At 70.4% G+C, this 15,834-nt stretch carries 7 protein-coding genes; 2 read left to right on the top strand and 5 right to left on the bottom strand.

The window, feature by feature from the left end; genetic code table 11:
* Position 1: 1 nt before the first annotated feature.
* The 4 genes from ASC59_RS11345 to ASC59_RS11330 are packed head-to-tail and all read right to left on the bottom strand — an operon-like array spanning position 2 to position 12,943.
* Positions 2 to 1,783, bottom strand: a complete 1,782-nt coding sequence (locus tag ASC59_RS11345; protein ID WP_055822312.1) for a hypothetical protein — start codon at positions 1,781 to 1,783, stop codon at positions 2 to 4.
* A complete protein-coding gene (locus ASC59_RS11340; RefSeq protein ID WP_055822309.1) occupies positions 1,783 to 6,318 on the bottom strand; it encodes a hypothetical protein in 4,536 nt (1,511 codons plus the stop codon). Before ASC59_RS11340 ends, ASC59_RS11345 begins: the two co-directional genes overlap by 1 nt.
* Before the next feature lie 3 nt (positions 6,319 to 6,321).
* The gene (locus ASC59_RS11335; protein ID WP_055822306.1) at positions 6,322 to 9,849 is read right to left on the bottom strand and encodes a hypothetical protein; all 3,528 of its coding nucleotides are present in this window, start codon (positions 9,847 to 9,849) and stop codon (positions 6,322 to 6,324) included.
* Positions 9,850 to 9,853: 4 nt separating this feature from the next.
* A complete protein-coding gene (locus ASC59_RS11330) occupies positions 9,854 to 12,943 on the bottom strand; it encodes a DUF6603 domain-containing protein (protein ID WP_055822303.1) in 3,090 nt (1,029 codons plus the stop codon).
* A gap of 444 nt (positions 12,944 to 13,387) precedes the next feature.
* On the opposite strand from ASC59_RS11330, the gene ASC59_RS11325 reads away from it, so the two are divergent.
* Both ASC59_RS11325 and ASC59_RS11320 read left to right on the top strand, forming a co-directional pair.
* On the top strand, positions 13,388 to 13,759 hold the full coding sequence (locus ASC59_RS11325) for a YciI family protein (RefSeq protein WP_157487999.1): 372 nt from the start codon (positions 13,388 to 13,390) through the stop codon (positions 13,757 to 13,759).
* Between the two features lie 18 nt (positions 13,760 to 13,777).
* Positions 13,778 to 14,992 carry an RNA polymerase sigma factor gene (locus tag ASC59_RS11320; protein WP_055822297.1) on the top strand — a complete coding sequence of 405 codons (1,215 nt, stop codon included), beginning with the start codon at positions 13,778 to 13,780 and terminating at the stop codon, positions 14,990 to 14,992.
* On the opposite strand, the gene ASC59_RS11315 is transcribed toward ASC59_RS11320, so the two are convergent.
* Entirely contained in the window at positions 14,989 to 15,795 is an 807-nt protein-coding gene (locus ASC59_RS11315) for a class I SAM-dependent methyltransferase (RefSeq protein ID WP_055822295.1), read from the bottom strand. The genes ASC59_RS11320 and ASC59_RS11315 overlap by 4 nt on opposite strands.
* Positions 15,796 to 15,834 lie beyond the last annotated feature (39 nt).

Genomic DNA, 15,834 nt, shown 5'->3' with positions numbered 1-15,834 from the left:
CCTACGCCGTCGGCGGATGCGTCATGTCGGTGAACGACAGGGCGGAGTCCCAGGCGAGCCTGCTGGAGGCCTCCCCGCGTCCCGTCCGCACCCTGTAGGCCGCCCACTTCGCGTAGCTTCCGTCGGCCCGTCGCGCCAGAACCGGAACGGCACGCAGGTGCACGCCCTCGCGCGGCAGCTCCTCACCGGGGAAGGTCAGCGGTGTCGGCCTCAGGGTGACGCCGCTCGGAACGACGGGAGCGCCGTCGCGCAGGAGGGCGGCCTTCCGCAGCGACACCTGGCCTGGCTTCAGTGCGACCGGAGCCAGCGGTATCCAGTGCGCGGGCACCGGCGACTGCAGTCTGTAGGCGCGCTCCTCCTGGGTGAGGCCGGTCGGCCACGGGTCGGGCTCTGGCGCCGGCTCGCTCGAACGTCGTCGCGGGTCGCCGCTGCGTCCCTGCACCGAGTTCTCGATGGCCCACGCCATGTTCGCCATCTCGTCGCGGAGGAACAGCACGTCCTCCAGGGCCTCCCCGACGAGGGTGCCGACCGCGGTGGGCGGCAGCACGATTCCGGGCAGCATCCGCCCACCGGCCGACGCGACGCCGAACATCGTGAAGGCGGGGTCGGAGAGCTCCGACACCGTGACGGCATCGCCGAAGTCATCGGTGAGAGTGACGACGCCGACCCTGTTGACGGCGCCCAGCAGGCCGTCGACGGGCACGGCGAGCCAGTCGTCGCCTGACGACAGGGCGAACTCGGCGAGACACAGCCTGGCGAGGTCGTTGGTCTGGGCCTCGATCGCGCCCAGGTCGACGGCGCCGTCCTCGAGCTGCCAGTAGCGGTCGGCGGGCATCCCGGGGAACCGCAGCGGGGTGGCGAGCATGGTGGCCTCGCTGGTCACCGGGGTCCCGTCTGCCGATCCATCGGGGAGGGAACCGCTCGCGCCCTCGACCCACTCGAGGTCGCTCCAGCGCACCGACGCCGACCCGAACTGGGTGCCGCGGGCGAACACGGCGTTGTGCTCGTCGCCGAAGCGCAGCGCGAAGCTGTACTCCAGCCGTTCGGTGGACCAGGCTCCGCCCGAATCGGGTGCACCGCCCAGCCACTCCAGCCAATCGGCGATCACGGTGCGGGTGGCTGCGGCATCCGTCGCCTCCCCGATCCACGCCGGGTCGCCGGCGCGCACCTCGGCCGCGAGCGAGCCTCCGTCCGGCACGGCTCCCCCGAGCACCGTGAACAGGCGTGCCGCCTGAGGGTCGTTCAGTCCTAGGGGGTCGTTGGGGTCGTCGTCGAGGGTGAGCGGATGCCGCCCGACCAGTGAGCGCGCGAGAGTCTTCTCGCCGGCATCGGTCAGCAGGTCGACGAGTTGGGCGCCGGCCTCGGCCCGCTGGCGCAACCCGTCGCCGAACGCCAGTTCCGGAACGTCCTGGACGAGCTCTTCGAGGAGCGCCCCGGTGCGCCAGGGGTGCCAGTCGACCCCGGCGAGATCGGATGAGGATGCCGCCGCACCCGCGAGCGGCGCCCACGCCGTGATCGGCAGAGCGCTCGACGACACGTGCACCGACACCACCGAGCCGGCGTCCTCGCCGGTGAGCTCGCCGAACTGCCACTGCCGGCCGAGCAGCCACGCGGCGTCGCCGATCCGCGCCTCGGAGCCCGGAGCCGGATCACCGGTGATCGAGTCGGGCTCGAGCCGCACCATGGCCGGAGAATCGGCCACCTGCAGCAGCTTCACGATCGAGGCCAGGTTCTGGTCTGTCACGGCGTTCACCATCATGTCGATGGGGATGTTGACGGCCATCACTTCACCTCCGAGAGGAACGGGATCGTGGCGCCGGACCACTTCGCCTTGGCCAGTTCGGAGAACTGGAGGCCCTTGCGGATCTGCAACCAGGGACTCGCCACGTAGATGGCCGGCAGGATCGCAGCGTCACCCGGTGTGTACTCGTAGGTCACCAGTCGCGCCTTGGCCAGATCGACCGCCTCGAGAACCGTCGCGACCACGGAGTCCGTCGTCCAGCGCTTCCCGTCCGGCGACACCGCCGAGAGCACTACCTGCGGCGCCCGCGCCGAGGCCTGATTGGCATGCACGGCGAGGCCGGTGGTCGCCCGAGCCGCCCTGAGGGGATTGTCGGGGGCCGCGGGATCGAACGCTCGAGGATCGGGTTGGTACGGCAGGGTCTCGGCCCAGCCGTCGATGGCGAGGCCGGCGAAGGCTCCGCCGACGGCATCCTCGTCGCCGACGATCTCGACGATCAGGTGACTGGCGGATGCGGCAGGCCACGGAAGGTCGTCCGGCAGGGCTCCGGCCAGCCAGCGATCGGTGCCGACGGCGGGGTCGCCGGTCGACTCGTCGCGTTCGGTGAGCTGCACGACGCGCAGGGGGATCGGCTGGCCGAGGGCGCTGCCGAGCAGCTGTGCCTCGGCGAGGCGCCCGACGCCGGCCTGCACGCTCGCGTGGTCCCGCACGAAGGCGTTCACCCGCGACCGCGGCGGCTGCTTCTTCATCGCGGGCTTCGTCACGGCGGTCGAGAACGCGTCGGTGCCCGTCGGCTTCGCCAGCAGCGGCAGCAGCAGGAAGCCGTCGCCGAGGATTCCCTCGGCCACAGCACGGCAGGCGTCGATGAGCTCGCCCTCCGTCGCAGCGGGGTCGCGCGCCGGGTCGCGCAGGGCGGCCAGAGTTGCCCGTGCCTGTTCGAGGCGGGCGGATGCGGCCTGCCAGGCACCGACGGCCCAGGCCATGTTCGACGGGATGGCGGCATCCGGAACCAGCGGCACTCCGAAGGCGGCGAGGCCGCGGACGGCGGCGACGACATCGGCCACGTCGTCCTCCTCGACAGCGAGGGTGTCGGAATCGACGGCGGCGATCACGGCCTGGCCCGATGCGAGCACATCCGCCAGGGCGTCGAGCACGGCGTCGCAGCGGGCGAGGAGCTCGTCGGTGTCGAACCGGCGCTCGGGGGAGACGCCGGTTCGCACGAGCGCGTCCGGGCCGAGCGGGGTGCCACCGGCCGCCAGCGAACGCAGGCTGCCGGCGAGGGCAGCAGCGCGTACCAGTTCGTCGGCGAGCGGGGCGTCGCCCATCGCGGGGATGGCGGCGCGCAGCTCGCGATCGAGCGAGGCCGCGTCGTCGATGAAGACCAGGTCGAGGGCCGCCCAGCCGGCCTCGGCGAGCGTGTGCCTGTCTCCCGCGGCATCCGTCACCGTGATGCCGGCCGGATCGCCGAGACGCCGGGCAGCCCAGGCCTCGAGTCGCGGCTCTGCGAGAGCGCGCGGGCGGGTGGTCGACCAGCCCGGTGCCCCGACGGGGATGACGGCGAACACTCCGTGCGTGAGGATGCGGCCGGTCTGCCGCACGTTCAGCACGCCGAGGTCGGGGTCGACGGCTGCGCCACTGGCCATGGCGTCCATCGCGGCGGAGGCCCGCGACGGATTGCCTGACGAGTACTGCAGCACGCTCTCGCTGAGCAGGGCGTCAGAGACGGCGTCGAGGGTGGCCGCTGCACCGCGCATCGCAGCGACGACGAGGTTCCACTCGGCATCCGACACCGCATCCCAGGTCTCGATGAAGGCGTTGTCGGGCTTGCGTGACAGCCGGGCGCGCAGCGGCGGGTTGGCCCCGCCAAGCGAGTCCACCGGGAACAGTCGAAGCAGCTCGGCGCCGTCGACGACGTCACCACCGGCGACCCTGGCGGCGGCGACCTCCTGGGCCTCGTCGTTGCCGAGCTGGTCGGTGGCCTCCGGTGCGATCTGGCGCAGGCTGAGCTGGAAGCGGGCCGCCGATGTTCCGGCGAGGCCGCGCTCGATCTGGTAGCCGAGCAGCGCCCCGATCGACTGGCCGGCCTGAACACCCTCGAGCACGCGGCGGAGCTCGACGCCCCTGCGACTCGACAGGTCGATCGCGAAGGGCTGAGCGCCGGGCTTCGCGCCGATGTTGGAGCGGTGCGCGCTCGCGAGCACTCCGGCGGCGACGGCGTGCGAACTGCTCGGCGCGTGGATCCATCCGTCCGGATCGCGGCGGCCGGCCCCAAGCCGGATCTGCTCGACGTAGCCGAACGCCCCGATGGTCATCCCTACGGGAGCGGATGCCGCGAGCGTGGCCCGACGTGATGTCGCGAGGCCCGTCGCCCATGCGTCGACCCGGTGCGACGCGAGGTCGAGGGCGTGGGCGACGGCGATGCGGCGTTCCTCGAGCGGGGCGGCAGCGAGCGCGATCATGGCGGCGCGCACCTCCCCGCTGACGCCGAAGGCGTAGAGCAGCTCGGTGATGGCACTGCCTCCCAGCCACTTGGCCTGGGCGGTGTCGCCGAGATCGAGCGCGACCTGAGCGAGCGAGGTGCGTGCTTCAGCGATCGGCTCGATCGCCGCGATGCTCACCCGTTCGGCCGGCTGACCCTCGAAGTGCTGCACCGACGCGACCTTCTCGGCCGCGGCGAAGAAGTGAGAGGGTGCTGTGTCGTCGAGGGCTGCATCGGCGGATGCCGCGGAGGTCACGAGACGGACGATCTCGGGGTCGAGCTCGACGAAGTCGAGCAGCGGACCCACGAACTCCTGCGGCGTCGCCCGGAAGCGCAGCCGCTTCGCGCTGTCCCACGCGATGTCGAGCAGAGCCTGCAGCACGCTGTCGACCTTCGGGGTGGTGCCGGCGAGGATCTCGGCCACGACCTCGGCGTCTCGATCCGACACCAGCGGCAGGCCGATGGTGCGGGATTCGTCGTGCAGCGCCGGGGTCTTCAGGATCTTGGCGGCGTCGACGGAGAACTGGGAGAGGATGGCCGTGCGCAGCTGCGCCTCGGCTTGCACCCGGGCAGCATCCGCCCCCGTCGCTGCGGCGAAGGGGCCCACCTGCGCGCCATCGACCGCCGGCCGCGCCCTCACGCCGGTCGAGACCGGGCTGGTGCCGAGCATGTCGAGCAGGTCCTGGTCGCTGAGCTGGTCACCGGGCCGCACGTGGGGGACGACCGACGAGCGACTGGCCCAGCGCGCCAACGTGCGGCGGATCAGCGGAACGAGCTGCGCTGTGATCTCGCCCGACCACGGGCTCCAGGCGTCGAGGTCCGTCACCGGCAGCACGCCGTACGGCTGGGCGCCGATGCGGAGCGCCGGGGCCGGGCCGGCTCCACGAACGTGGTCGCGGTGCAGACGCCGGGCAGATTCGATGCTGCCCGGAGTGACGGCCGGAATGGCCGGGTCGTCGAGGCGTTCCAGCACACCCTCCCACGTGGCGAACCAGAGGGCGGTGTTCGCGGCCTCCTCCGCCTCGTCCTGGGTCGACACCGGACTGGCGGGGTCGAGGAGGTGTTCGACGGATGCGGCATCCAAACCCAGCGCAGCGGCCAGACGCGTGGCGTCCCGCGTCGGCGTGCGCGGCTCCAGCGCAGGTGCGCCGGCGCTCGCGCCCGGACGGTACGGCGACCGCTCGGCGTCGGCGTTGTTGGTTGCGGTTCCGGCGGCGAGAAGTGACACCCCGTCGCTGAACCTGTGACTCGTCAGCAGCTCGACGAAGTCGGCCGCGTTGGCCTCTTCCGACACGGAGTTGCGCGTGCCGACCACCACGATGCGGTCGATGAGCGTCGTGCCGGCAGGCAGGGGCACCTCGACCCCGAGACCGGCCTGCACGGCCGCCGGGAAGTCGACGGTCCATTCCGAGCCGACCGGGACGTTCAGTCCCGAGACCTCGCTCAGTTCGTCGTCGCCGAAGGCGATGGGCGAGAGGGGAACGTCGGGGGCGACGGGCGAGCCCGTCACCGTGATGGGCGCTGCGCCGTTCGGGAACACTCGGACGACGAACTGGTCGGGCAGGCACCGTGCGACGGTGCCGTGGGCGACTTCCTCCGGGGTGGTCGGGAACGACGGGTCGCCCTGTCCGCGCGTTGCGAGGTTCGTCGGCGTCGTCACCTCGGCGACCCAGCCGGCTCGACGGGCGCCGACGGCCTCGATGAGCTCCGGCCATGCCGCCGAGTCTGAGGCGTCGACCCAGACGGCACGCCAGTAGGCCTGGCCGGCGGCGACCTCGGCATCCGTCACCGACCGCAGCAGGCTGTCGATGTGCGCCTCGTCCGGGGAGATGCGCACCCGCAGCGTCGACGTGCCCGGAGCGAGCTTGCTCTCGATGCGCACGGGCAGGAGGACGAGGGGGACCTCGGGCGATGCGTCGCAGGGATCGAGTCGTTCCCGGAGGCCCCCGATGATCTCGCGCAGGTCGCCGTCGAGCTTCAGGATGTCGCCTCGCAGGCCGCGTTCGGCCGGCTTGCGGATGAGCGTGCGGCGCTTCTCAGTGAGGGTGGCGATGCTCTCGCGCACCCTGGCGAGCTCGGCTGGGGTCTCGACGGGCATGGTCTATGCCTCTCTCACGATGAGGTCCGTCGCCTGGAACGCGACCCGCACCGGACGGTGCAGGTGATCCTCGGCGTAGACGGCGGAATGCGGGGCTGTGTCGGTGAGGAACTTCTGTGCCGCCGGCAGATCGGTGTCGGGCGGTCGCTTGAAGCGGGTGGCGCTCGGATGCTCGGCTATGGTGATCCACCACTTCTCGCCGTCGAGCTCGTCGACGCTGATGTCGACGCCGACGAGCGCGATGTCGGGGTCGAGCACCTCGGAGAACAGGACGCGCGCGGTCTTCTGCGGCGAGTCGACCTTCTCGAACACCGGGTCGCGCACAGTGCCCTGGTTCTCGACGGCCTGGATGATCAGGTCGGGGAAGCGGCGCACGAGCTCGCTCTTCACCACGATGACGGCGCAGTCCTTTCCGCCGCTGCCGCCGATCGAGACCTGCTCGGCCAATGGCTTCTTCGGGAACAGGTGGATGGGCTTCGCGAGCTCGTCGGTGTTCGGGTTCCAGAAGCGGTGGAAGTAGGTGCCACGCTGGTCGGTCGGATAGCCGCGCCAGAGGAGCTCGCGCCCCATCTCGTCGCTGAGTCCGACGAAGAACGCCGCCATGAACTCACGGTTGGTCGACAGCACGGTCACGAAGTCGTCGGCGGGCAGCAGGCCCAGCCCGGGGACGAGCCAGTCGCGGTCGTACTCCTCGAGCGCCCGGTACATCGGCCGGTCGAAGCGAGGGGCCGCCATGATGGGCGCGATGCGGGGCTGCGCGAACCAGCGCTCGGCGAGCCCGGCACTCAGGTGCAGTCGCCCGGCCAGCGACGCGCGCACGGTCTGCTTCGGATCGATCGCCGCGATGAGAGCCGGGGATGCCACGGCCAGAGCATCACGATGCGGGACGACGTCGATCGTGAGCAGGGCGCCGGGGTCGATGATGCTGGTCATCTCAGCACGCAGCACGTCGACCGGCAGCTGGTCGATGCGATCGAGGGTGGGGGTCAGCTTCACCTCGGCCAGATCGGCGAACTGCGCCAGGCCGGCGTCGAGTTCGGCGGCGTCGCGGGTGTCGCCCAGCTTCTTGAGGTGCCGGACGTCGATGACGCGGAGGCCGCGACCATCGATCAGGACGTGCCCGTCGACGGGGATCCGGCGAGCACGCAGGCCGTCTCGCCCGCCTCCCCCGGCTCCGCCCCCGGCGAGGACTCCGCCCCCCAGGGGAACCCGCACCGCGGCGCCGGCACCGTTCTGAGGCAGGCGGCCGACGGCTCCGCCGATGGGGGAACGGCGGGTGAGTGGGATGCGCGGGTTCAGCGGTGAGACGACGGGTCCGCGGACGATCGGTCCGTCGATGACGGGCCCGCGGATGATCGGGCCGTCGATGACCGGACCGTCGATCACAGGACCGTCGATGACGGGCCCACGGACGATGGGTCCGTCGATCACCGGTCCGCCGGGTCGTCCGTCGACGACGCCGAGGTCGACGAGCACCCTGTCGTTCAGCTTCACGGCCGTGCCCTTCAACTGCTCGAGCAGAGGGCTCGCACTCGTCGTCTTCGACAGCGAGAGTTCGGCAGCGAGAGGCCCGACGCGCTGGGCGCGGATCGACTCGATGACGGGGATCGGCGATGAGCGCAGCAGCTTCTCCGTCCACTGCTCGGCGACGACGGCGCCGAGATCGAAGCCGGCATCCGGAGCCCGCCACCGGCTCGGTTCGGTGAGGTAGGTGGCGAAGCCGCCCTGACCTTCGACCTCCGCGTTCGCCCGCTTGAGCAGCCCGTCGACAGCGTCGACCGGCGTGCCGATGGCGGCACTCACGAGCTGGAGGTCGAGATGCGCCACGACGTCGGCCGTGAGTCTGCCGATCCCCTCCGGGTTCGAGTACACCCTGGTGAAGTCGCGCAGGGTGGTCTCGGTGCCCACCACGTTGCCGACGCGCTCCTGCGAGGCGGCGTCGGTCCGGCGGATCATCGGGCCGGCCGGCCGGGTGACCCGTCGGAAGGCGCCGCTCGTGGCTGCCACCGGTGTCGCGCTCAGCGTCACGTCGGCGAAGAGGGTGCTCCCGGCGCTGACCGAGATGCGGGTGGCCAGAGGCGACGTCACCTGCAGCAGGTGGCCAGTCTGCAGCTCTCCGAGCCTGCTGTGGAGCCTCGTGGCGAGGAGCTCGGCGAGCTGGGCCAGGCGGATGGCGCGGTTGGCGGCCTCGACCTCGCCGAGCTGCGCCCATGCCGACTGCATGAGCCGCTCCTGGTCGCGCTGCACGACGCGCGTGCCGAGTCCGCCCACGATGCGCTTCACGGGGGCGAGATTCAGCTCCGAGAACCAGTCGGAGCCCTCGATCACCGCGCTGCCCCGGTGCAGCTTGGCGTAGATGCGCGGACCGATGATGGGCAGCTCCGGTACTCCGGCGGTCTGCTTCTGCGTGCCCTCGATGGCGGCCGGCAGGTCGAGTTCCTTGTGCAGCTTGTCGATCATCGCATCGGGCCAGACGGCGGTCTCGGCCACCTGCTGTTCCGGGGTCTTCGGCAGGCTGGGGGAGAACAGCGCGCACCGCAGCACCTGCTTGCGACCGACCTCGTCCGGCCCGAGGGCCAGCAGTGGCTTGCCCGGCTGCGAGGTGTCGATGAACTTGCGCCCGACCTCGTAGGGGGCGGCGACACCCTCCAGTTTGAGCGCCAGCGAGCGGAAGTCGCCGTTGGGACCCGTGCGGAACTCCCAGCTGTCGTAGACGGGCAGCCGCACGGGATCCGGGGAGGAGCTGGTCCACGCGGGCTCGAGGGTGCCTCCGGTCAGGCCGAGACCGCCGCGCACCCCGACGTCGGTCGTCGGAACGAGAGCGGCGATGTAGTCGGTGTCCTGGGTGAGGATGCGCGGGGAGATGACCCGAGAGAGGTTGACGCGGGCGTGAGCCGGCGAGAGCCGTGCGCTCAGGTCCTGCCCGGTCGCGGTCGCCGGTGCCTGGGCGTGAGCCCAGAGGTCGGCGTGGGTGAGCACCGGCAGCTGCGCGAGGGGGACCTGGAAGACGGGAAGCAATGCACTGGTCGCGGGCTCCCGGATGACGCTGGAGCGCTCGAGAACCACGAGCGTCAGCCAGGGGCGCATGACGGCGGCCTGCTTCGTCGCGCTGAACGCCCACGGCAGCTCCGGCCGATCGAACTCGATGTGCGCGAGGACGGTCTCCTCCGCCGTCTGGGCGCCCGGGGCCGGAAAGCGTCGCACGATCTGGGCCGGGTCGATCCCGCGCACATCTCCAGGGCCGTAGAGCGTCACCGAGAGTCCAGCGGATGCACTGCCTCCGGCGCTGTCAGCCAGCGGCACCTCGACGCGCGAGGTCGAGCGCACGGTGCCGGCCGCCGGCGTGCTCGCCGCGGAGGACAGGCCGCCGACGGCTGATGAGGCGAACTCGAGCTCTTCGATGGCGACGGCGCTCTCGTCGAATTCGTCCTCTGGCCTGATCGCGAGCAGGAACGCATCCCGCACCACGTTGGTCGCCGTGTTGGCGAGAGGCGAGACGACGCTCGCGGCGATGGCATCAAGGTCGGCCATCAGGTCACCCCTTCACGATCAGGCGCGTCGCCGATGCGGCGCTTCCGGTGTTCACTGCCGCCGTCACGAGCGCGGCCTGGGTTGCGCTGAGTTCTCCGAGCCCGGAGACCAGGGCGGCACCGGTGACGGCATCCGCGATGATCGAGGTGCCCTTGTCCGACACCGTCACGCCGGCGTTCGGCGGTTTCGGCTGGACGTAGGGATTGCCGACCTCCGCCACGGCCCGGCCCACGGTCGTCTTGGTGGCGTAGGAGCTGGCGTAGGCGGCGAACTTCCCGGCGAACTCGATGAGCGAGCTCGGTTCGTCCGGATTGCGCACGTAGGTCTCGTAGGCGACCTTCGCCGGGGTGGCCGTGCCGATCTTCGGCGTCGTCGCCGCCGCGATGCGGCATCCGCCGGTCATGTCCTCGAATCCCGACCGCGCGAGCAGGCCCTCGCCCTCGAGCTCGAAGAACTGGCCGGGAGCGAAGGCCGTCTTGAGCTCGCTGACGGCGCCGACGATGCCGGCGTCGGGGCTCGACGTCGGAGTGCCCATGGTCACCATGTCCGCCGCCACCGGAGCCGAGCCGATGCGGGCGATCTTCACCCCGAGCGGCACCTGGGTCTGCGACACCTCCACTCCGGCGAGCGGATGCGCGATGCGTCCGTCGATGTCATCGACTTCGGCGAGGGTGACGAGCTGAGCCGCGTGATCCGGCAGCTGCACCTTCCACGCGTCGTCCTCGTTCATGGCCTTCGCCGCGATCTGGAGCGCGTCGACCTTGGTGAGGATCGGGGCGGGCTTCTCACCCCACTCGACCGGGCCGAGATCCTCGTCGAACGTCGGCAGGAACCACACGTCGACCTTGATGTGACCGGCCAGGCGGAAGGGCTTCGTCCCCTCGAGCGAGCCACGGAACACGATGGAGCAGAGGGTGCAGCCGAACAGCTCCACCTCGACGCCCACCTCGATGGTGATCTTGAACGCGAACCGCGGCGCCCAGATGAAGATCATGTCGAGGGTGAGCCAGGCCTTCGCCGTGATGACGGCGAAGTCGGCGTTCAGGCGGCCGTCGACGCCGAGCATGACGGATCCAGCCGTGATGGCGAAGTAGGCCTTGATGACGAAGCTGATCGCCTTCGATGGCGATAGGTCGATGGTGACCCTGTCCATGTCGCCGAGCTTCGGCTTGCCGCCCGTGAGCTTCTCATACTCCGGGTGGAAGCCGCCGACCGAGAACTCGAACGCGCCGCTGCCCGACCACTGGATGTAGAGCCCGAGGTCGCCGGAGATCTTGATGCCCGCCACGGTCGAGTCGCGCATGCTGGCGAACAGCAGCAGGTAGTCGGGCGTGATGGCGATGAAGACGTCGGCGCGGATGTCGGTGATCGGCGCCTCCTTCGTGGGCACCCGCACCCGCAGCGACCCGAGGATGACGATCATCGGGTCGGGGAGGGCCAGCACGACGCCGAGCTTCATCTCGACGAACTTCGCCTGCGAGCCCCAGCCGAGTTCGACGATCGGACCGAAGACGAAGCCGCCGTCCTTCGGCGGGAACACGTTCGCCACCTTGTCGAGCAGCTTGGGTGCCTCGGCGACGGGGTTGTCGGGGAACAGCATCTTGTCGAGGATGTGCTCCTTCATGCCCGAGCGCAGCGCCTCCAGGTCGAGACCGCGGTTGAGGGCCAGGATGCCGCCGATGCCGTTCAGCGTGAAGCCCATGCTGAGGTCGATGGCGACAGGGAAGCGCACCCCGATGACGAGCACCAGCGAGAACGGGTCTGGCGAGAGGATGACGATGGCCGAGACGCCGAACTTGAGGATCTGCAGCTGCACCACGCCGCCGAACTCGACCCTCTTCACGTCCTGTCCGTCGACCTTGTAGGTGCGCTCGACGCGCTGGATGAAGCCGCCGCCGGTCACGGGGCCGGCCTTCACCCGGAGCCCGATGGCATCGGGCCAGCGCGGCGAGACCGGGATGTCGAAGATCGCCTGCTGTTCGACGTCGCCGTTCAGTGCCACGATGAAGCCGGAACCGACGATCTGCAGGCCGACCGCGTCGCCGATCTTGGCCGCGATCGACGTGGTGAGTTCGAAGCCCGTCACGTCGCGGGCGGCGTCTCGACGGAGTCCGAACGCCACCTCGCGCAGCTCGACGCCGGGGAACGAGAACCGCACCGGCAGGACGGCGCGTTCGTTGCCTCGTCCGTCGCCGAGGTACACGCCCTGCCCCGTGTCGACCGAGATGGTGGTCAGCGTCGTGGTCTTCGGCTCCTGCGAGCCCGGCATGACCTTGGACAGCAGCGGGTCCTTCGTGAGCCCGGGCTCCAGCATGGTCTGCATCCGGAAGCCGAGGATCGCCACGTCGCCGATGAACCACTTGCCGTCCCGCTCCAGCAGGCTCGTCTTCTCCTCGGCCGTGGGGTTGGCGATCTCGCGGTCGCTGAACTGCAGGAAGGCCTCGAACGACACCTTGTCGAGAGTCATCGCTCCGAGTCCGACAGGGCCGAGGTTCACGAGCTTGGCGGCGAGCAGGAACTTGCCGCCGGTGCGGTCGAGCACCAGCACGTCGCCGAGCTTCTTGGTCAGGCCCTGAACGCCGAGCACAGTGGAACCGAAGCTGTCGAGCAGCTTTCCGGAGCCGGCGCCCAGGTCCTTGAACGGCTGGGCCCAGGGATTCCAGAGGTCCATCAGGCCGGAACGGATGGCCTCGTCCACGGTGCCGTCGGCCTTCTTGGCCAACTCTTTGGCGACGATGTTGAACGCCTCGTCCATGGCCGCCAGCGCCATGCCGATCCGCACGGCGACCCTGGACGCCGTGTCGATGTCGAAGTCGTCCTTGTCGATGTCGTCGGCCGACTCCTTGACCATCTTCGCGATGAGGTCGGTCTGCTTCTTGATCGCCTTCGAGATCGGCTCGACCAGGGCGACGGCCGCCTTGATGTCGGCCTTCAGCTTCTCGAAGGTCGGCTTCACGTCGCCGACGATGCCGAAGGTGACGATGGACTCGAGGAACGGCACGGTGTCCTTGAACGTCGTGCCGCTCATGTCGCCGAGGCGGGAATTGGCGAAGGCTTCGATTCCGTTGAGGAATCCGGTTCCGATGTCGGTCATCGTGTCCCACTGTGCGGTGCGGGCGCTTCGTGGCGGCGTGCGTGCCGTGGCGCCTGGCTTCCTGTGTGCGTGCGCCCGCAGCGCTGCGGGCGTATCAGCTCCGGGCACGCGATCGGGCGGGATGGAGGCTCGGCGCGCGGGCGAAGGACGCCCGAAACACAGCGGGCATCGCGAGAATTCAGTTTGTTCGGGGCAGTCGACTGACGCGAAGGGGCGGGAGCTGACGACTGATCTGGTGTCCGACTATAGACCCGGCGCGGCGTCAGCCTCTAGGGGCAGGCCCCGGTCCTGCCGCCGGCGGTGAACCGAGCGCAGCCGTCGCCGGCGCGCGGATGCAGCGGCTGGGGGGTTCTGGGCGGAGGTGTCGAAATCGCGTGGCCGGCATCGACATACTGATGGGAACGCCGTCCGGCCTCCCGAACACCAGTGCAAGGAGTGGATCTCGTGAAGTACCTCATCCTCATCAAGAGCAATCCCGAGTGGGCCGGCGCCTTCGCCTCGTTCACGCCAGAGCAGCAGGCCGAGGGCATGGCTCTCTACGAGAAGCTGTTCTCCGACCTGCAGGAGTCCGGTGAGCTGGTCGATGCCGAGCAGCTCGCCGCTCCCGAGACCGCCCGCGTCGTGAGCATCGGCGCCGACGGCCCCGTCGCGAGCGACGGACCGTTCGTCGAGGCCAAGGAGTGGTTCGGCGGGTACTACATCGTCGACGTCGACACGCTCGACCGCGCCGTCGAGATCGCCGGCCGCCTGCCGGAGGCCAGGAACGGCATGGTGTCGGTGCATCCGGTGATGGCCTCCGCGGGCATGGAGCTCTGACGGTCCATCCTGCCGCCGATGACCGACATCGAACGGATGCTGCGGGCCGCCGCCCCGTCGGCTCTCGCGATCCTCGTGCGCCGCACCCGCGACTTCGAGGCGAGCGAGGACGCGATGCAGGAGGCGCTGCTCGCGGCATCCGTTCAGTGGCGCAGCGATCCGCCGGACAACCCGCGGGCCTGGCTCGTGACCGTCGCCCACCGGCGCCATGTCGAGCAGGTGCGGAGCGACGTGGCCAGGCGTCGTCGCGAGGAGAGCGTGTTCGAGGCGCCGCCCGACCTCGTGCCGTCGCGCGATGACTCGCTCACGCTGTTCCTGCTCTGCTGCCACCCCTCGTTGGCTCTGCCGGCGCAGCTCGCCCTGACACTCCGCGCCGTCGGCGGTCTCACGACGGCCGAGATCGCGCGCGGCCTTCTCGTTCCGGAGGCCACCATCGGCCAGCGCATCTCGCGGGCGAAGGCGAGGATCCGCGCGAGTGGCTCGGAGTTCCGGATGCCGTCCGACGCGGAGCTGGGCGACCGGGTCGGTGCGGTGTGCTCGGTCCTCTATCTCGTATTCACCGAGGGGCATACGGCGACGGGCGGAGAGTCGCTCACCAGGGTCGACCTGTCGTCGGAGGCGATCCGATTGGCGAGGCAGCTGCAGGATGCGACGCCGGCCGATGCGCCGTGGAGGGGGGAAGTGGCCGGGCTGCTCGCGCTCATGCTCCTGACGGAATGTCGTCGGGGCGCCCGGATCCGCTTCGAGGTGGATGGCGGCCCCGGCACCCTCGTCCCACTCGCGGAACAGGATCGTTCGCTGTGGGACCGGGCCCTCATCGACGAGGGCGTCGCGCTGGTGAGCGGGGCTCTCGAATCGGCACCTGCCGGGCCGTACCAACTGCAGGCCGCCATCGCCGCCGTCCATGATGAGGCGCCATCGACCGCCGAGACCGACTGGCCCGAGATCCTCGGACTCTACGAACTGCTCCGCCGCATCGCGCCCGGGCCGATGGTCGAGCTGAACTGGGTGGTGGCGATGGCCATGGTGTGGGGTGCCGCCGTCGGCCTGCGCGAGCTCGAGACGGTCGCCCTCGAACCGGCGCTCGCCGGCCACTTCCGGGTGCACTCAGTTCGCGGGCACCTCCTCGAACTGTCGGGGGAGACTGACGCCGCCCGTTCCGAGTTCGCGATGGCGGCGCGGCTGGCGCTGAACGCCGCCGAACGGCGCTACCTGGAGGGGAAGGCAGCCTAGCGGCCTCGGGCGACCCGGCCTCGCACCGCCCACGCACGAGCGCCGAGCGTGAAGGGCCTGTCGACGCGGAGACCGCGCTCGATGAGCAGAGCGCGCAGACCTTCGCGAAGCGCGACGCGCTTCTGCTCGTCGAGGGCCATCGCGTAGGCGGGCGCCGGACCCTGACCGCCGAGGAAGGGTGTCCAGTAGTCGTCGAAGTCCCGGAACTCCGCGCGCAAATCGAGAGCCTCGACCTCGACAGCGGAGAGCCGCGATGAGAACAGCTGCAGCAGGGGGTCCGGGCGGCACAACTCGACGTGCGTCGCTTCCCGCAGCGAGTCGATCTCGGAGTCGAGCTTCGCCGCCGCCTCCCAGAACCGGCCGACGATCTCCATGCCGTCGGAGTAGTCCCAGACGTACGCGCCGACGATGGCGGCATCCGTCGCCACCCTGGTCATCTCGGTGAGCGCGGCGACGGCATCCGGCACGAAGTTGAGCACCAGGCCCGAGACGACGACGTCGACGGATGCATCCTGCAACGGGATGCGCTGGGCGTCGCCCGGCAGGATTCGGGCGCGGGTACCGACGCGCTCGATTGCTGAGGATCTGAATCCGGCCGACGGTTCGATGCCGGTGACCTCGGACGGCGAGCACCGGTCGAGGATCGCCTCCGTCAGCGCGCCCGTTCCGCAGCCGACGTCGAGCCACCGCAGTCCCGGCGCCGCGTCGAGCCCGGAGAGGAAGAGGTCGGCGACCCGGCTGCTCCAGCGACCGATGTACCTGTCGTAGGCTCCGCCCTGCCGCCACGTGTCTGCAGGCTCCATGCTGTCAGTTCTACTCCCGAGCCATCCTCGACGGAAGGT

The sequence above is a fragment of the Leifsonia sp. Root1293 genome, assembly GCF_001425325.1.
Taxonomy (GTDB): Bacteria; Actinomycetota; Actinomycetes; order Actinomycetales; family Microbacteriaceae; genus Orlajensenia.
This window is presented reverse-complemented; position numbering and strand designations above follow the sequence as displayed.

Coding starts and splice junctions, on each gene's coding strand:
- ASC59_RS11345 (WP_055822312.1), bottom strand. CDS start 1,783: ATGGCCGTCAACATCCCCATCGACATGATGGTGAACGCCGTGACAGAC.
- ASC59_RS11340 (WP_055822309.1), bottom strand. CDS start 6,318: ATGCCCGTCGAGACCCCAGCCGAGCTCGCCAGGGTGCGCGAGAGCATC.
- ASC59_RS11335 (WP_055822306.1), bottom strand. CDS start 9,849: ATGGCCGACCTTGATGCCATCGCCGCGAGCGTCGTCTCGCCTCTCGCC.
- ASC59_RS11330 (WP_055822303.1), bottom strand. CDS start 12,943: ATGACCGACATCGGAACCGGATTCCTCAACGGAATCGAAGCCTTCGCC.
- ASC59_RS11320 (WP_055822297.1), top strand. CDS start 13,778: ATGACCGACATCGAACGGATGCTGCGGGCCGCCGCCCCGTCGGCTCTC.
- ASC59_RS11315 (WP_055822295.1), bottom strand. CDS start 15,795: ATGGAGCCTGCAGACACGTGGCGGCAGGGCGGAGCCTACGACAGGTAC.